Raw genomic sequence first — 17,337 nt, forward strand, 5'->3', positions numbered from 1 at the left:
AGACCCTACGAGTCGGCGCCGGCCCAGTGCGTGGAACGGTGTTTCCTCAGAGAAGGGTCGGCGCGGAAGCGGGGCCGAGCCTGCCGAAGTGGTAGGCCATCCCGCCTGCCGGGGAGAGAGGAAGCCCGGAGCTGCCAGCTGCCCTTTTCTCTGCGGCGTTGGTGAAGGCCATGCACCGCCTGAAAAGAGGGGGCCCCGCGGGGCGGTACTGGCCCAATGTGTGAAACGGTGTCCCTGCAGAACAAGAGAGCGAACGCCTTTGGGCGCTCGCTCTCTTTGCGCCTTTGGTCGGGGGAGCGGTGCCGCATATCCCTTTCCCCCAGGGCATATAAAAGGGGGAGAAGGCAGTGCGAAGAGGACGGGGGGAAAAGGCGGATGGGCAGCAAAAGCAAGCGGCAGTCGTTTTTGGAGGGGGCGGTCATCCTGGCCGTCAGCACCATTGTGGTCAAGGCCATCGGCGCTCTCTTCAAGGTGCCGCTGATGAACCTCTTGGGCGGGACGGGAATGGCCTATTTCATGACCGCCTACGAGATTTTCAACCCCATCTACGCCCTCTCCATCGCCGGGTTCCCGGCGGCGGTCTCCCGCCTGGTGAGCGAGAGCGTGGCCCAGCGCCGCTACCGGGACGCCCGCAAGATCGTCCGGCTGTCGGTCTGGCTCTTTTTGGCGGTGGGGGGCGTGGGGTTTTGCCTCCTCTTCTTCGGCAGTGGACTGCTGTGCCGGCTGGTGGGCAACCCCGACGCCAGGCTGGCGGTGGCCATGTTGGCCCCCAGCCTCCTCTTCGGCTGCGTCACCTCGGCGGTGCGGGGGTACTACCAGGGGATGCGCAATATGATCCCCACCGCCGTCTCCCAGGTGGTGGAGGCGGTGGCCAAGCTGGTGCTGGGCATCGGCCTGTGCTACGGCACCTTTGTCTACACCCTGCAGGGCTACGCCGACACCGGCGCGGTCTTCGGCCGCCCGGCCGCGGACCTGGCCGCCGCCAAGGAGCTGGCCATGCCCTATGCGGCGGCGGGGGCGATTTTGGGGGTGGCCCTCTCGACCCTGGCCTCGGCGGTCTACCTGGGGTGCAAGTACAAGTTCGGGCGGGAGACCATCTCCCCGGCGGCCATGCGGGCCGCCCCCCGCAGCGAGAGCGCCCGCTCCATCGCCCGCCGGCTGGCCAAGATCGCCCTGCCGGTCTGCCTGGGCACCTTTGCGGTGAGCTTGACCTCGGTCATCGACCTCTTCTCGGTGATGAACAGCCTGGAGGTGGCCGCCGCCTCGGGGGCCGACCTCATCAACCGGATGTACGGCCTCTCCCTCCCCGCCGGCCAGATACCGGCCTTTCTCTACGGGGCCTATTCGGGCATTGGGGTGACCCTCTACAACCTGATCCCGGCCCTGACGGCCACCTTTGCCACCAGTGCCCTGCCGGCGGTCACCGCCGCCTATGTCTCGGGCGGAGGGGAGCCGCTGAAGAAGGGGGTGCGCTCGGTCTTTCGGATGACCTCGGTCCTCTGCATCCCCGCCGGGCTGGGGTTGGCGGCCCTCTCCCGCCCCATCTTGGAGCTGCTCTATGCCGGCCGGCCGCAGGAGATCGCGGCGGTGGCCCCCTCGCTGACCATGCTGGGGCTGGCGGGCGCCCTTCTGGGCTACACCGCCCCCGTTTACAGCATGTTGCAGGGGGTGGGCCGGGCCGAGGTGCCGGTCAAACTGATGGGGGTGGGGGCCCTCATCAAGCTGGGGTGCAACCTGCTCCTCTGCCGGCTGCCCCAGTACAACCTGAAGGGGGCCGCCCTGGGAACCCTGCTGTGCTACCTCTTCATCGCCGCGGCGGCCCTGGTGATCCTCACCCGGCAGGTGGGCTTCTCCCTGGGCTGGGGCCGCTCCTTCTTCGGGCCGCTGCTGGGCGGGGTGCTCTGCGCGGTGGGGGCCCGGCTGAGCTGCCCCCTCTTCGCCCGCCTGGGGCTGGGGCGGATGGCCGCCCTCCCCGCCATCCTGCTGGGGGCGGCCATCTACCTGGTGACCCTCCTCTGCACCGGCTCGCTGGAGGAGGGGGACCTGCTGGCCCTGCCCGGGGGGAAGAAGCTGGTCCCCCGGCTGGCCAGATGGGGGCTGCTCTAGGGCGACCCGGCAAAGCGGTCCCCGCATCTGCGGGGACCGCTTTTTGGCGCGGACAATTGACGGGCCGGCCGCAGGGGGGTACAATGGCAAAAAGAGCGGCGAAAGGAAGTGCGGAAATGGAGTTTTCCACAAAAGAGCGGTACGGGGTGGAGGATCTGCGGGCGCTGGTGGCCTTTCTGCGGGCGCCGGGCGGCTGCTCCTGGGACGCGGCCCAGACCCACCAGTCCATCCGCCGCAACCTCATCGAAGAGACCTACGAGGTCTGCGACGCCATCGACCAGGAGGATGCCCCCCACCTGCAGGAGGAGCTGGGGGACCTGCTCTTGCAGGTGGTGATGCACGCGGCGATGGAGGAGGAGCGGGGCGGCTTCACCTTTGACGACGTGGCCGACGGCATCTGCAAAAAGCTGGTGGAGCGCCACCCCCACCTCTTCGGCGGGGAGAAAAAGGACTGGGAGGAGATCAAGAGGGAAAAGGGGGGCGTGACCTCGGCCGCCGCACACGCCGCGGCGGTCCCCCGCTGCCTGCCGGCCCTGATGCGTGCAAAAAAGGTGCAAAAGCGTCTGGGGTTGGCAATGTTTTCCTCAAAGTCGCCTGAGAATGCGGTTTGCGCCCTAAAAAGTGCGGTGGAGCGGCTTGACAAAGGCGGGCAAAACTGTGATAATGTGAAAGAAGAATTGGGGGATGTGCTCTTTGCAGCCGTCGCGGTGGGCCGTCAGAGCGGCATCGACTGCGAAGAACTGTTGGCCGAGACCTGCGACCGGTACATCCAGGCCGATTCCGAGCGGGAAGCGGGCCAGTGAGCGTGTGAGTGCTCGAGAGGACCCCTTCTTTTTTGCCGGGCGACTTTCCGCCCTCCCAGCCGTCGGCTGGGAATTCTGTCAAAATAAATGACGAAATTATTGGAGGAACGCAACATGACTAAAACCGATCTGATTGCAAAAGTAGCGGAGCAGGCTGAGCTGTCCAAGAAAGACGCCGAGAAGGCTGTCACCGCCACCATCGAAGCCATCTCCGCCGCTTTGGTCGCCGGCGATAAAGTCCAGCTGGTTGGCTTTGGCACCTTTGAGGTGCGCGAGCGCGCCGAGAGAAAGGGCCGCAACCCCCGCACCAAAGAGGAGATCACCATCCCCGCTTCCAAACTGCCCGCTTTCAAAGCCGGCAAGGCCCTGAAAGACGCGGTGGCCAAGTAAGCTTCCGAGATCGGACTGTAAAGGAACTGGTGTGAGCCAGTTCCTTTTTTTGCAGGCGGGCCGCGCGCCCGCCGATGGGCGAGAGGAGGTGTTTTTGTGCGGTTGGACAAGTATCTGAAGGTGGTGCGGCTGATCAAGCGGCGCACCGTGGCCAACGAGGCCTGCGACGCGGGCAAGGTGTCGGTCAACGGTAGGCCGGCCCGGGCCTCCTACGACGTCAAGCCCGGCGATGTCATCGAGATCGACCTGGGCCAAAACCCGCTGAAGGTGCGGGTTTTGGAGGTGGTGGAACACACCCTCAAGGACGACGCGAAAAACTATTACGAGATCCTCTAGCGCCCGCCTCTCAAGAGGGGAGGGCTGAGCGGGGGGCTGCACCGGCGGTGCGGCCCCCCTTTTATCTGTGGGAGGGATTGTCCGGTTCTTTTTAAAAACAGGCCCTCATAGACTGTAGTAAAACAAAGGAGGGCAATGCAATGCAAGAGGAGAGAAAGCCCGCGGGACAAGGCCAAGGGCAGGTGCCCCACAACGTCATCATGGAAAACCGCAAGCACATGACGGTGTCCGGGGTTTTGGATATCGACAGCTTCAGTGAGGACGGCATCGTCCTCTACACCGATTTGGGGGAGCTCAGCGTCACCGGGCGGGACCTGCACCTGGGCAAGCTCAGCGTGGACACGGGGGAACTGACCCTGGACGGGGAGATCGAGTCGCTGACCTACTACGACTCCCAGCCGCGGGAAAAGGGATTTTTCGCCCGGATATTCAAGTAGATGGGCGCCCTGCAGCTGACGGTCTCGGCCCACTTTCAGTTCCGGGTCTTCTGCTACTCCCTGGCGCTGGGGTTTGGGCTGGGGCTGTTTTACGAGGTCTTTCGCATCCTCCGGGCGGTCTTTCCCTGGTGGGGGGCGCTGGTCATCGCCCTGCAGGACGTGCTCTACTGGTCGGTCTGCGGGGTGGCGACCTTTCTCTTTTTCATCCAGTTCACAAACGGCGAGGTGCGCGCCTACGCCCTGATCGGCGAGGGGCTGGGCGCCGCCCTCTACCTGCTGACACTGGGGCGGCTCATCCGCTCTCTGACCCAGGGGATCCTCTCGCTGGTGAGCCGGTTCCTGCACTTTCTCTACAAGATTTTCTGCGCGCCGGTGGTCAAATTGGCCCGCCGGTTGGGGGCAAAGGGGAAGCAGTTGGGGAAAAAAGTTGCTTCCGGGGCCAAAAAGGCGGAAAACAAGAGAAAATTCCACTTGAAAGACAGGCGCGTTTTATTGTATAATTTATTAAAACATTCTCCACCCAACCAGAAACCAAAGAGAGAGCAGAGCAATGAAAAAAAGCCGAGGCGCAAAAACCGCAAAAAAGCGGGCCAATAAACCGCGCGTTCTTGTCCATCTGGCCATTGCAGCAGTGATGGTCTATATTGCTGTGTCCCTCATCACCACCCAGATGCAGATCGTCTCCCGCAAAAACGAGCTGGAACAGGTGCAAAACGCCATCACCGCCACCCAGCAGGAGAACGAGGAGATGAAGCGGGTCCTCGAGAGCGACCAGGAGAGCGAGTTCATCGAGCGGATCGCCCGGGAAAAGCTGGGCTACGCCGCACCGGGTGAGAGAATTTTTTCCGACGCGTCCGGCGCCAATCAATAGCGAGCCGGGGGGCAGGCGGAACAGCCGCCTGCCCCCTTTTGTTTTTCGGCCCCGCGGGGTCGCAGGCAGGATCGGATAGATTTCACAATATTCACAGAAGCAGGAAACTGCGGGGAGGATTCATTTTTTATGCAGCTCGAAGTTGGAAAGATTGTAGAAGGCAAAGTGTCCGGCATCACAAAATTCGGCGCGTTCGTCGATTTGGGTGAGGGAAAGACCGGGATGGTGCACATTTCGGAGGTAGCGGCTGCGTTTGTTCAGGAGATCAAAGACTACGTGAAGGAGGGGGAGACCGTCAAGGTCAAGATCCTCTCCATCGGCGAGGACGGCAAGATCGCCCTCTCCATGAAACAGGCGCTGCCCCAGTCGCAGCAGCGGTCTCTTATACACATCTAGAAGTGTAGAAGAGCCAGTCTACATGGTGACCCTCCTCTGCACCGGCTCGCTGGAGGAGGGGGACCTGCTGGCCCTGCCCGGGGGGAAGAAGCTGGTCCCCAGGCTGGCCAGATGGGGGCTGCTTGTAGGGCGACCCGGCAAAGCGGTCCCCGCATCTGCGGGATCTTCGGGCCCCGCCGGGCGGGTTTGGCGGCGGCCGCTCCGGCGGCTTCAAGCCCCGCAGCGACAAACCCCTCACCTTTGAGGACATGATGGCCAAGTTCAAGCAGTCCAGCGACGAGCGGATGTCCGACCTCAAGCGCTCGCAGGACGGCAAGCGGGGCGGCGGGTACTCCCGCGGCGGCCGCTCCCGGTAGAGACCGGCCCCATCAGAAAGAGACCGTAGAGCACGGCGGCGCGGGAAGCGCCGCCGTGTCTTTTGTGAAGAGAGAGGGGAATTGCCCGTGATACTTGTCAATGCCGCCCTGGTGCCGGTGGAGAGCCCGGCCGTCGAGAGGGGCTATCTGAAAATCGAGGGGGGAAAGATCGCCGCCCTCGGCCCGATGGAGGAGCTGGGTCCCACCGCGGGGGAAGAGGTGATGGACTGCTCGGGCCTCACCGTCTACCCGGGTTTTATCGACTGCCACACCCACATGGGGATGTGGGAGGACGGCCTGGGTTTTGAGGGGGCCGACGGCAACGAGGAGACCGACCCCGCCACCCCCCAGCTGCGGGCCATCGACGCGGTCAACCACCGGGACCGCTGTTTTGCCGAGGCCCGGGCCGCCGGGGTGACCACCGTGATCACCGGGCCGGGCAGCGCCAACTGCATCGGCGGGCAGCTCTGCGCCGTCAAGACCAGGATGAGCCGCATCGACACCGGGGTGCTGCGGCAGACGGCGGCCATGAAGTTCGCCCTGGGGGAAAACCCCAAGACCGTCTACAACGACAAGGAGATGGCCCCCATCACCCGGATGGCCACCGCCGCCATCATCCGCGAGCAGCTCTACAAGGCGCAGCGGTATTTGGAGGACCGGGATCGGGCGGCAGAGGACGAGGACTTTGACGAGCCCGACTGGGACATGAAGTGCGAGGCCCTCCTCCCCCTGCTGAGGGGGGAGATCGGCGCCCACTTTCACGCCCACCGGGCCGACGACATCTTCACCGCCCTGCGGCTGGCGCGGGAGTTCGGGCTGCGCCCGGCCATCGTCCACGGCACCGAGGGACACCTGATCGCCGAGGCCCTGCGGGAAGAGGGGGCGCCGGTCATCTGCGGCCCCCTGCTCTGCGACCGCTCTAAGCCGGAACTGCGCAACCTGACCCCCAAGACCCCGGGGGTGCTGGCGGCGGCGGGGGTGGAGGTGGCCCTCTGCACCGACCACCCGGTGATCCCCATCCAGTACCTGCCGCTGGAGGCGGGGCTGGCCGTCCGCGAGGGGATGGCCCGAGAGGACGCCCTGCGGGCCATCACCCTCACCCCTGCGCGCATCTGCGGGCTCGAGGGGCGGGTGGGTTCGCTGGCGGTGGGGAAGGATGCCGATCTGGCCCTCTTTTCCGGCGACCCCTTCTCGGTCTACGAGACCCCGCGCCATGTCTTTATTGATGGCGAAATCGTGAATAATTTATAAAAACAGAGGTCATCCCCTTTTATTTTTAGGCATCCTGTGCTATACTAAAGCCATCAGATAGGCTGGCTTTCCAGCTTATAAACAAAGGGGTTGTTGGAATGAATATCGAAGTAATCGGGCGCAAAGTCAATCTCAAAGACAGCTTCAAAGAGCGGGTCGACAAGAAGTTGGCCAAATTCAGCCGCCTGTTCCACGAAGATGCCAGCGCCACAGTCACTGTAACGGTCGAAAAAGACCGCCAGACCGTCGAGGTCATGATCCGGGCGGACGGGATGCTCTTCCGGGCCGAGCGGACGGCAAAGGCCATGGAAGAAGCCCTGGACTTGGTGGTCGATGTTCTCTTCAACCAGATCGTCCGCAACAAAGACCGGCTGGAAAGGAAGATGAAGGTCTCCTTCCCCGAATTCAACGAGGAGGAGATCCTCCCCGCCGAGGAGATCGACATCGTCCGGCGCAAGTCCTTCTCGGTCAAACCCATGAGTGTGGAGGAGGCCATCCTGCAGATGAACATGCTGGGACACCAGTTCTTCCTCTACCGGGACGCGGTTGACAACGAGATCAATCTCGTATATGTTAGACGTGACGGAAAATACGGTGTCATCGTCCCCGAATAGAGATCATTTTGGGAGAGCCGCGGCACAGAGGGCCGCGGCCCTCTTTTTTGTGTCATCTCCCCCTGCGCGAAAGCGGGGGGACGGAAGTGGAAAGGGAGAAGAGAGATGGAGTACAAGCTGGTCTGCCCCTGCATCTTTGGGCTGGAAAAGATCGTCGGCTTTGAGCTGCGCCGGCTGGGGGGAGAGGAGATCGCGGTGGAAAACGGCAAGGTCAGCTGCCGGGGCGACGCCCTGACGGTGGCCCGGGCCAACATCGGCCTGCGCTGCGCCGAGCGGGTGCTGGTGGAGGTGGCAGCCTTTCCGGCCCGCAGTTTTGAGGAGCTGTTTCAAGGGGTGCTGGCGGTGGACTGGGCGGCCTACATCCCCAAAAACGGGGCCTTCCCGGTCAAGGGGTGGAGCCTTGCCTCCCAATTGGCCAGTGTGCCCGACTGCCAGGCCATCATCAAAAAGGCGGTGGTGGAAAAACTCAAACAGACCCACCAGGTCTTTTGGTTTGAGGAGACGGGGGAGCGCTACCAAATTCAGTTCTCCATCCACAAAGACCAGGTCTCCATCCTGCTGGACACCTCGGGCGAGGGGCTGCACAAGCGGGGCTACCGGGCCCACGCGGGGGAGGCCCCCATCAAAGAGACCCTGGCGGCGGGGATCGTCGACCTGGCCCGCATCCGCGAGGGGGACATCGTCTACGACCCCCTCTGCGGCTCGGGTACCCTGCTCGTCGAGGCGGCCATGCGGGCGCTGAACATCGCCCCCGGGCTGCGGCGGACCTTTGCCGCCGAGCGCTGGCAGACCTTTGACCAGAAGGCCTTCTCCCTGGCCCGCCAACAGGCCCTGGACGAGGCGGATCCCGGCGGCGACTTCGAGGGCTACGGCTTTGACATCGATCCCCAGGCGGTGGAACTGACCCTGCAAAACGCCAAGCTGGCCGGGGTGGGGGAGAAAATCAGCGCCCGGGTGGAGGACATCACCAGACACAAGTTGCAGGATGCGGGGGGCATCCTCCTCTCCAACCCGCCCTACGGCGAGCGGATGCTGGGCCCGGCCCAGGTGAAGGCCATCCACCAGGCGCTGGGGAAGATGCACCGCTACAACAACCTCAAGTCCTACATCATTACCAGCGCCCCCCACTTTGAAGAGCAGTTCGGCAAGACCGCCGACCGCCGCCGCAAGCTCTACAACGGCGAGCTCAAGTGCCAGCTGTACATGTACTACAAATAGGGCGGGGCGGGCATAAAAATGGCATGAAGAAAAGGGCTGAAAAGGGGACAATTTACAAATTGTTCACACCTGCCCTTTCCGCTCCCGTATAGTAGATAACAGAGCGAGAAAAGAGTTTGAAAAGCGAGGTAAATCATGGTCAAAACCAAACACAAGGTGTGGACGTATGCCGGCATCACCCTGCTGGTGATCCTCTACGTCCTCATCAACAACGTCAACCTAAACCCCCTCTACCAGGGCAGCGCCCTGTTTTACGCGGTGGTCATCACCCTCTACGTGGGCGCCTGGGGTGTTTTGAAGCTGGGCGGAATGCACTTTGCGCGGGATGAAAACAGCCTCCGGGTCAACGTGCAGTTCGGCGACAACCAGAAGTTCCCCAAGTGGGCCAAGTGGCTGCTGATCGCGGTCTGGGCCTTTCTGATCGTAGTCACCGTCGCCTCCAGCGTCATCTTCAACGTCAACGCCTACAAAAACCAGATGACCGAGCCGATCGTGGGCGAGTTCACCGATGACATCCAGCCCATGGATCTGGCGAACATCCCCATCGTGGACAAGGAGCTGGCCAAGAAGCTGGCCGAGAAGAAGCTGGGCGAGAACCCCTCCCTCGGCAGCCAGACCCACATCGGCACCCCCACCATCCAGCAGGTGAACGGCAAGCTGATTTGGGCGGTGCCCCTGCAGCACTCGGGGCTGTTCAAATGGCTGTCCAACCTGGACGGCACCCCCGGCTACATCATCGTCTCGGCCACCGACACCCAGGACGTGCAGTTGGTGGAGGGGCACAAGATCAAGTACCAGCCCGACTGCTACCTCTTTGACGACCTGGAGCGGCACACCCGCTTCTTTGGCGGCGGCCTCTTCACCGGGATGACCGACTACTCCTTCGAGCTGGACGACGACGGCAACCCTTTCTGGGTCATCACCACCTACAAAAACCTGCGGGGCTTCGCCCTGCCCGAGGCCACCGGCGCCATCCTGGTCAACGCCACCACCGGCGAGTCCCACCACTACGATTTGGCCGACGTGCCCGAGTGGGTGGACCGGGTGCAGCCCGAGAGCTTCGTCCTCAACCAGATCAACAACCGGGGCGAATACGTCCGCGGCTTCCTCAACTTCTCCAACAAAGACAAGTTCACCGCCTCCGACGGACACATCATCGTCTACAACGACGGCAACTGCTATCTCTTCACCGGGTTGACCTCGGTGGGGGCGGACGACAGCACCATCGGCTTTATCATGGTGGACATGGTCACCAAGGAGAGCTACCAGTACAACCTGGGCGGAGGCGCCACCGAGGAGGCGGCCCAGAAATCGGCTGCCGGCAAGGTGCAGCAGTACGGCTACTACGCCTCCTTCCCGCTGATCATCAACATCAACAACACCCCCACCTATTTCATGACCCTCAAGGACAACGAGGGGCTGATCAAGCAATACGCCTTCGTCTCGGTGAAAAACTACCAGATTGTCGGCGTAGGCGAGACCATCTCTGCAGCCCAGAAGGACTATGTCAGCGGCCTCACTGCCGCCGGGTCCGAGGACTTGAAGGGGGACGAGACGGCCCAGGAGGAGAAGGTCTCCGGCACTGTCACCCGCATCGCCTCTGAGGTGAAGGACGGACAGACCACCTACAAGTTCCTGCTGGACACCAGCGCGGGGACGATGTACATCAGCTCCGCCAATGTCAGCGAGGAGCTGGCCCTCACCAGCGCAGGCGACGCGGTGGAGGTCACCTTCTCCGGCAAGGTGGACAATGTGGTCACCGTGGTGGGCTTTGACAACAAGGCCATCGGCTAAATAAATGCGCAAAACAGGGGGAGGGCCGAATGGTCTTCCCCTGTTTTTTGTCGGCCAAAGGCCCGGGGCTGTTTTGTCTGAAGGGGCAAAAGGAGGGATAGGGAGGAGCAGACGGGTGCGGGAGGCTTATTGTGGCGGAACTCTCCGCCTTCTTCCCTGCCGTCTGCGGCGCAGAGAGGAGGAAGGGCAGAAAGAGATGGCCGTGTGTGCAAGGACCTCTTGCGGCGTGGTTCTTTCCTCGCCCTCTATGGCACAAAGTGGGAGTGGGAAAGAAGGGGGCGGCCGAATGCGGAAGGCTTGCCGTGGCGAGGTCTTCCATCTATTCTCCTTTTCCGCTGTTGCAGCGCAGAGCAGGCCGGGCACTTGCGGCCCAGCAGAAAGAATTTGTGATTTTTGAAATCTTCTTCCCGCGCGGGTTTATTGGCAGCCTCTTTTTTGGTATGATAGTACCGTAGTCAATTGCCCGCGAAAGGGCGGGCACTATTTTCCGCCCTCGGGGAGAGGGCGAGACGGCGCGGCAGTGCAAAGGCGCCCTGACAAGCTGCCGCCCAACGAGGAGGAACGCGCTCATGCCCGCATTTGTCACCCATCACCTCTTTGCCGACCAGGTGTTTCACGCTCTGCCCGAAGGGCAGGCCAAAACGGCTGTCCGCCGCAATTACGACGCCTTTTTGTGGGGGGCCCAGGGGCCGGACATCCTCTTTTTCAATAAAATTTCTACTGTGCTCCCCCTCTGGGGCTCGGTGATGCACCACAAAAAGGTGAAGGAGAACTTTGCCGCCATGCAGCGCTACCTCATCCGCACCCGACAGGGGTTCTTTTTCGAGGCACAGCTGGCCTACGCCCTGGGCTTTTTGTGCCATTACGCCCTGGACAAGACCTGCCACCCCTATGTCTACTGTGTGCAGGCGGCCTTTCAGGAGGACCCGCGGGTCAGTTCCGGCGCCCACAACCGCATCGAGTCGGACATCGACACCGCCCTCTACCGCCGCCTCACCGGCCGCAGCGTGCGGGAGTACGCCATCCCCCAGTCGATGTTCGCCCCCCATGTGACCAAGGCCATTGCCCTCTATTTGAGCTATCTGCTGCGCGCAGTCTACGGGGCCAAGACCTCGGTGGAGAAGGTGGAGCAGAGTTTTCTCTGTGACGACTTCTTCATCTCCCTCTTTGTGGGGAAGGCGGCCTTCTCCCACAGGGTGGGGCTGGGTTTGGACAAGCTCACCGGCCGCCGGTACGCCTTTTCCGGCTACATGCGCCAGGAGCGGGCCGACTGGGACTGCCTCAACCTGCGGCATCGGCGCTGGTGCAACCTGCAGCGCCCGGTGGAAAAGAGCCGGGAGAGCGTGCCCGAGCTGATGGAGCGCGCCCGGGACGAGGCGGTGGAGATGATCGCCGCCTTCTGCCAAAACGTGGAGCGGATGCGCCCGCGCGCCATCTGCGGGGACGAGACCTTCGACAACGGCCACCCGGAGCGAAAGACCCTGCGGCAGGCGATCGAGGAGCGGGAGCTGGCCCGGTGATTATCCCCATTTTTTGCGCGGGGAATCCGGCAGTTTGCTCTCTTGCAATCCCCTGGGGCATCGGGTAAACTAGAATCATCAATGATTGGGTAAAGGAGCCGTACTATGAAAATATTGGATTTTGGTTCGATCAACATCGACGAGGTCTTTCAGGTAGATCACTTTGTCCGCCCGGGCGAGACCATGTCCACCCTGGGGTACGCCAAGAACTGCGGCGGCAAGGGGCTCAACCAGTCCATCGCCCTGGCGCGGGCCGGGGCCGAGGTCTATCACGCCTGCATGGTGGGCGAGGGGGCCGACTTCCTGGTGGAGACCATGCGGGAGAGCGGGGTCGACGTCTCCCTGATGAAGAAGATCGACGCGCCGGCCGGCCGGGCCATCATCCAGGTCAACGAGAGTGGGCAGAACTGCATCCTCCTCTTTGGCGGTTCCAACCACCAGAACACCGAGGAGTACATCCGCTGGGTCATCGACCAGTTTGAGGCGGGGGACATCCTGCTGCTGCAAAACGAGCTGAATCTGACCGATACCATCATCAACTGCGCTGCCGAGAAGGGGATGCGCATCGTCCTCAACCCCTCGCCCATGAACGAGGCCCTGACCAAGGCCCCGCTGGAAAAGGTGGAGTACTTCATCCTCAACGAGGTGGAGGGCGAGGAGATCGCCGGCGGCCAGAAGGACCCCGAGGCCATCTGTGACGCGCTGCTGAAAAAGTACCCTGGCTGCAAGGTGGTGCTGACCCTGGGCAAACACGGCGTCATGTACAAAGACGCCGAGACCAAGGCCACCCACGGCATCTACGACGTGAAGCGGGTGGACTCCACCGCTGCTGGCGACACCTTTACCGGCTACTTCCTGGCCTGTTTGGCCGAGGGGCTCTCCATTGACGTGATTTTGGAGAAGGCGTCCAAGGCCTCCTCCATCGCCGTGGGCCGCCCGGGGGCCGCCCCCTCCATCCCCACCCGGCAGGAGGTGGACACCACCGACATCGAGCCGCTCAACCTGTAAGGCGACACATCTCCCACTGCCCTTTGGCGGCCGCGGAGAGAGGATCTCCCTCCCTCCGCGGCCGCTTTGTGTTTGGGCAGAGGGTTCTGCAAGAGAGGGCTAAAAAGTACAGATTTTAAAATCTGCTAAGGGTTGTGCAAAGGGGAGCGTTGTAGTAAACTAAAGGGGAAAGAGTGTGTAGGAGAAGGGATGAGGAGAATGGATTTGACGCTTCGCAGCTACCGGCCAGAGGACCTGCCGGAGATGATAGAGATTTGGAACCAGGTGGTGGAACAGGGGGACTCCTTCCCTCAGGACACCCCGCTGGACGCAGCCTCGGCCCAGGCCTTTTTTGCCGCCCAGACCGACACGGTCTGCGCCCTGGACGAGGGGAGCCGGGTGGTGGGGCTCTACATCCTCCACCCCAACGGCGAGGGGCGCTGCGGCCATGTGGCCAACTGCTCCTATGCGGTCAAGGCCGACTGCCGAGGGCAGAAAATCGGCCGCCGGCTGGTGGAGGACTCGCTGAAGCGGGCCAGGGAAGCGGGCTTTTTGCGGCTGCAGTACAACGCGGTGGTGGTGACCAACGAGCGGGCCATCGCCCTGTACGAAAAGCTGGGCTTCACCTGCATCGGGCGGGTGCCCAAGGCCTACCGGGCCAGGACCGGCGAGTACCGGGACACCTATATCTTCAATCGGGCCCTGTGAGGGCCGCCTGACCAAAAAGGGGGAAACGACCGTGCAGATGGCGATCATCATTCTCAGCCGCTTTGAAAAGTTGGAGGAACTGCTGTTTTGTCTGGCAGAGGAGGGGGTGCGGGGCGCCACCGTCGTCGAGTCCAGCGGAATGGCCAAGGTGCTGGGCCGGGAGGGCGGCCGCTTCTTTCAGAGCCTGCACCTCTACATCCCCGACCGGGAGGAAAACCGCACCATCTTCACGGTGGTGCCGGACGAGCAGGTCCCTCTGGTGGAGCGGGTGCTCACCGAGGTGGTGGGCGACCTCTCAGACCCCGATACGGCGGTCCTCTTCTGCGTGCCGGTGGGCTACACCGCCGGGCTGGGGGAGAAAAAGTAGAAAAATGGTGTTGACTGGACAGGGGCCTGACGGCGCAGTATGCGCCCCGGCCCCTTTTTTTGCCCTGTGGGCCAAATACGGACAATCCGCCCCCGCATATAGATGGAAAAGCGGCCCGTTTGCCGCTATCTCATCGAACAGGAGGGGGCTTTTTCATGTATACTGCACTGGTTTGTCTGGTTTTGGCAAACCTCTTGTACTTTGCGCTCCACATCTCCTCACAGGGGACTTTTCCCAAGCCCCTGGACAAGGAGGAGGAGACCGAGCTGTTTCACAAGTTTGCCGCCACCGGCGACCTGGAGGCGCGCAACACCATCATCGAGCACAACCTGCGGCTGGTGGCCCACATCTGCAAAAAGTACTATGCCGCCGGGCAGGTGGACCAGGACGACCTGGTCTCCATCGGCACCATTGGGCTGATCAAGGCGGTGAGCACCTTCAACTGCGACAAGGGCATCCGCTTCGCCACCTATGCCGCCAAGTGCATCGAGAACGAGATCCTGATGAATTTTCGCTCCCAGAAGAAGACGGCGGGGACCCTCTACATCAACGACACCATCGAGTCCGACGGGGACGGCAGCTCCCTGACCTACCTGGACGTGGTGGCCGACTCCACCGACATTGTGGACACCATCGACCTGGGGCTGCGCTCGGCCGCCCTCATCGAGGGGGTCAACACCGCCCTCACCCCCCGGGAGCGCATCATCGTCAAGCTTCGCTACGGGCTGAACAACCAGCGTCCCAAAACCCAGAAGGAGGTCGCCAAGCTGCTGGGCATCTCCCGCTCCTACGTCTCCCGCATCGAAAAAAAGGCCCTCGGCAAGTTGGAGCGGGCCCTCAAAAAACGGGGAGAAAGGGAAGAGGGGTAAAGGGAAAAAGCACGGCTGTTGCAGCCGTGCTTTTTTGAAGAGATGGCTATCTATATGCGCTGCGCCCGCCTTTTCCGGCAGAAGAGGGAGAGGACGACCAGTGCCGCACTGCTTCCCACCGTCAATGAAAGGGGGAGCGCCGTGTGGTCCCCGGTCTGGGGGGCATCGCCGGTTACAAATTTCTCGGTGCGCAGGAGATAGTTTGAGCAGTGGGACAGGGGGTAGCAAAGGGTATTTCCTGAGACGGCCAGCCCTTCTTGAACAAGGGTGGCTTGACCGCCATTTCCCACCTCGTACAGGTAGAAGGTGGTTTTGTCCTTTAAGTCGTCGCCGGTCAGAGAGAACTGGGTGCCGGCGGGTAGGCTGCCGCTGTGCCGGTAGCCCAGCAGGAGTTGTCCCTGTGATTTGAGCTGGTTTTGGATGTTCACATCCAATCGAATGTCGCCTTCAAAGGCATCCATTGCAGCTCCGTCAAAGGTCCAACTGTAGGAGAAGTCACCGCTCTGGGCGGTAATGACAGCGGTCTTTTGCGATTGGCGGATGGCGGTGACAGCGCCGGACGTGAGGGTGAGGGCGGCATTGGGGTCGGACAGCTGCAAATTGATTTGCACGGTGCCGCTGGAAGAGGACAGCACGTCGGCGAGCGCCTCCTCAGAGAGGGCAAGGTCACCCTTGACCGGTAGGTCCAGATGGTCGGAGGGGGTGCCGTCGGGAAGGATGTCGGGGGCGTCCGCACGAACTTGGACGGTGAGGATCTCTTCGGCGTTGTAAGGGATAAAAGCATCTTTATCTGCTCGAAAATCGGGATTAAAAATCATGCTGTAAGTAACTTTTAGTTTGACTGTTCCCTCTTTTGTGAAGGTGAGGTTTTCCCGGCTGTGCAGGGTGTTGCTGTAGTCCCCGTTGGCGCGGGTGACAAGGTCACTCCCCTCCAAAATCTCTACCGAGGGGGCGAAACCGGGCATTTGAGCCCAGGACTGTGCTGCGAGCCACGAGTCCCCAACTTTTGTAAATGGATCCTGCGCAAAGTGGTCTTGAACGTCTTTTACCTTTTTGTCGGTGAGGGCGGTGCCGGTCAGTTTGGTAGAGAAATCAAGCTGGGTGCCGGGCTTGACATCGGTGGGGAGATTGGTCTCGATTTTAGGCTCGTCGATAATCAAATCCATGGTAGGCTGACGTTTTTCGTTATTGCGCCCTGTAGAAGTGTAAACAGTCATCTTTCCTGGGCGAAGGGCGACGGAGAGACCAAGGCACCAATGCGTAGTATCGTAGATTCGGTCAAACGTAAGATTTCCACCCCAACCATAGTCAGTAAAGTAGCGGGATTTATCGCTTTGGTCCAAATACGGGAGAAGCGCTCCATCCCCAATAGGTCCATTTTCCACGTGGAGAGATGCGAGCTTGCCGGCTGCATTTAGCGCATCTACGTCTGACCCAATTTGCAGGTGCTCCTCCGCTTTGGTGAAGGAAACTTTGGGGGTCTTGTCCTGCGGTGGGAGAACGATGTGGTAGATGCGGATAACGGTGTTGGTAGAACCGGCGGAGTCGGTGTAGACTTGCTTGAACCGGTAATCCCCCACCTGGTGGGCGTTTCCAGCCACATCGACCATCTCTTCAACTGCTCCCTCCAAAACGGTGTAGTTTTCGAGAAAGTATTCTCGGCTTCCGATGGGGTCGCCCACCCAATAGGTGTACTCAATTGTGCGGGTGTTGCCGCCCGTGTCGTCGGCGGCCAGCGCGCTGCTGCCAAAGAGAGACAGGGCCAGCACTGCCGCCATTATCAGACTTGCCAATTTTTTCATGATTTTCCTCCTTAAAAGTAGTGGGGCTTTTCTCTATTATATACTCATTTAGAGTTTAGTCAACTCGTATAGAGTATAAAACTGGGGGAAAAGAGAAAGACAACTACAATTAAGAAAGGAGTTGAATGCGATGAAGTTTTGTGACATCTTGAGGAATTTGATTGACGAACGGGAGTTGACCCAGCGGCGGCTGGCCGCCGACCTCTGCGTCGCCCCCTCGACAGTGGGCAGCTATGTGCAGGGGGTGCGGGAGCCGGACTTCGATATGCTCAAGCGGATTGCCACCTATTTTCAGGTGACGACCGATTACCTGCTGGACTGCCAAAGTGGAATCAAGGGCACGCGCGAAGAGGCGGAGTTGCTCCGCATTTTTCGCCAGCTGGGGTCCGAGCAAAAGCGGGTTTTTCTGGAGCAGGGAAAAGTCTTTTTAAAGGTCTCTGCGCAAGAAGGACCGTCATCGCAGTCAACTTCGAGAAGAAGCGGTAGCGCGGGATAGGATTTGTTTTTCAAGC

Annotated in this window: 19 protein-coding genes; 18 read left to right on the forward strand and 1 reads right to left on the reverse strand. The window is 61.4% G+C overall.

The annotated features are described in order from the left end of the window. The first annotated feature begins 375 nt into the window (after window positions 1-375). From BN3266_RS08515 to sigK, 17 genes are all read left to right on the forward strand, one after another. Window positions 376-2,106 (forward strand): putative polysaccharide biosynthesis protein, encoded by a 1,731-nt coding sequence (locus BN3266_RS08515; protein ID WP_059004828.1) that lies wholly within the window; start codon window positions 376-378, stop codon window positions 2,104-2,106. Between the two features lie 116 nt (window positions 2,107-2,222). Further along, on the forward strand, window positions 2,223-2,909 hold the full coding sequence (locus tag BN3266_RS08520; RefSeq protein ID WP_052537626.1) for a MazG family protein: 687 nt from the start codon (window positions 2,223-2,225) through the stop codon (window positions 2,907-2,909). Between the two features lie 87 nt (window positions 2,910-2,996). Beyond that, a complete protein-coding gene (locus tag BN3266_RS08525; RefSeq protein WP_021659072.1) occupies window positions 2,997-3,299 on the forward strand; it encodes an HU family DNA-binding protein in 303 nt (100 codons plus the stop codon). A gap of 96 nt (window positions 3,300-3,395) precedes the next feature. Then, window positions 3,396-3,635 carry an RNA-binding S4 domain-containing protein gene (locus BN3266_RS08530; protein ID WP_021659071.1) on the forward strand — a complete coding sequence of 80 codons (240 nt, stop codon included), beginning with the start codon at window positions 3,396-3,398 and terminating at the stop codon, window positions 3,633-3,635. Between the two features lie 140 nt (window positions 3,636-3,775). Beyond that, window positions 3,776-4,072: a sporulation protein YabP gene (yabP, locus tag BN3266_RS08535; protein ID WP_021659069.1), complete on the forward strand. Its 297-nt coding sequence runs from the start codon at window positions 3,776-3,778 to the stop codon at window positions 4,070-4,072. Next, window positions 4,073-4,669, forward strand: coding sequence for a spore cortex biosynthesis protein YabQ (yabQ, locus tag BN3266_RS08540; RefSeq protein ID WP_059004829.1), 597 nt, complete (start codon window positions 4,073-4,075; stop codon window positions 4,667-4,669). A gap of 37 nt (window positions 4,670-4,706) precedes the next feature. After that, a complete protein-coding gene (locus BN3266_RS08545) occupies window positions 4,707-4,943 on the forward strand; it encodes an FtsB family cell division protein (RefSeq protein WP_021659067.1) in 237 nt (78 codons plus the stop codon). A gap of 129 nt (window positions 4,944-5,072) precedes the next feature. Next, entirely contained in the window at window positions 5,073-5,339 is a 267-nt protein-coding gene (locus BN3266_RS08550) for a S1 RNA-binding domain-containing protein (protein ID WP_082671750.1), read from the forward strand. A gap of 443 nt (window positions 5,340-5,782) precedes the next feature. After that, window positions 5,783-6,946 carry an amidohydrolase gene (locus tag BN3266_RS08555; protein WP_059004830.1) on the forward strand — a complete coding sequence of 388 codons (1,164 nt, stop codon included), beginning with the start codon at window positions 5,783-5,785 and terminating at the stop codon, window positions 6,944-6,946. A gap of 98 nt (window positions 6,947-7,044) precedes the next feature. After that, window positions 7,045-7,560, forward strand: a complete 516-nt coding sequence (gene hpf, locus BN3266_RS08560; protein WP_059004831.1) for a ribosome hibernation-promoting factor, HPF/YfiA family — start codon at window positions 7,045-7,047, stop codon at window positions 7,558-7,560. Between the two features lie 105 nt (window positions 7,561-7,665). After that, entirely contained in the window at window positions 7,666-8,778 is a 1,113-nt protein-coding gene (locus BN3266_RS08565; protein ID WP_059004832.1) for a THUMP domain-containing class I SAM-dependent RNA methyltransferase, read from the forward strand. Between the two features lie 135 nt (window positions 8,779-8,913). After that, entirely contained in the window at window positions 8,914-10,572 is a 1,659-nt protein-coding gene (locus BN3266_RS08570) for a hypothetical protein (RefSeq protein ID WP_059004833.1), read from the forward strand. Between the two features lie 569 nt (window positions 10,573-11,141). Next, on the forward strand, window positions 11,142-12,092 hold the full coding sequence (locus tag BN3266_RS08575; RefSeq protein ID WP_059004834.1) for a zinc dependent phospholipase C family protein: 951 nt from the start codon (window positions 11,142-11,144) through the stop codon (window positions 12,090-12,092). Window positions 12,093-12,197: 105 nt separating this feature from the next. Beyond that, entirely contained in the window at window positions 12,198-13,100 is a 903-nt protein-coding gene (locus BN3266_RS08580; protein WP_021660888.1) for a ribokinase, read from the forward strand. 198 nt (window positions 13,101-13,298) lie between these two features. Further along, on the forward strand, window positions 13,299-13,787 hold the full coding sequence (locus BN3266_RS08585; protein ID WP_059004835.1) for a GNAT family N-acetyltransferase: 489 nt from the start codon (window positions 13,299-13,301) through the stop codon (window positions 13,785-13,787). A gap of 31 nt (window positions 13,788-13,818) precedes the next feature. Continuing rightward, complete coding sequence (locus BN3266_RS08590; protein ID WP_044993187.1) at window positions 13,819-14,154, forward strand: P-II family nitrogen regulator; 336 nt, start codon at window positions 13,819-13,821, stop codon at window positions 14,152-14,154. A gap of 155 nt (window positions 14,155-14,309) precedes the next feature. Next, the gene (gene sigK / locus BN3266_RS08595) at window positions 14,310-15,023 is read left to right on the forward strand and encodes an RNA polymerase sporulation sigma factor SigK (protein ID WP_021660885.1); all 714 of its coding nucleotides are present in this window, start codon (window positions 14,310-14,312) and stop codon (window positions 15,021-15,023) included. A gap of 50 nt (window positions 15,024-15,073) precedes the next feature. Here sigK and BN3266_RS08600 read toward each other — a convergent pair whose 3' ends face one another. Continuing rightward, complete coding sequence (locus tag BN3266_RS08600; RefSeq protein ID WP_059004836.1) at window positions 15,074-16,825, reverse strand: hypothetical protein; 1,752 nt, start codon at window positions 16,823-16,825, stop codon at window positions 15,074-15,076. 130 nt (window positions 16,826-16,955) lie between these two features. On the opposite strand from BN3266_RS08600, the gene BN3266_RS08605 reads away from it, so the two are divergent. Next, window positions 16,956-17,321: a helix-turn-helix domain-containing protein gene (locus BN3266_RS08605; RefSeq protein WP_059004837.1), complete on the forward strand. Its 366-nt coding sequence runs from the start codon at window positions 16,956-16,958 to the stop codon at window positions 17,319-17,321. Window positions 17,322-17,337: the final 16 nt, after the last annotated feature.

The sequence above is a fragment of the Bittarella massiliensis (ex Durand et al. 2017) genome, from assembly GCF_001486165.1.
Lineage (GTDB): Bacteria > Bacillota > Clostridia > Oscillospirales > Ruminococcaceae > Bittarella > Bittarella massiliensis.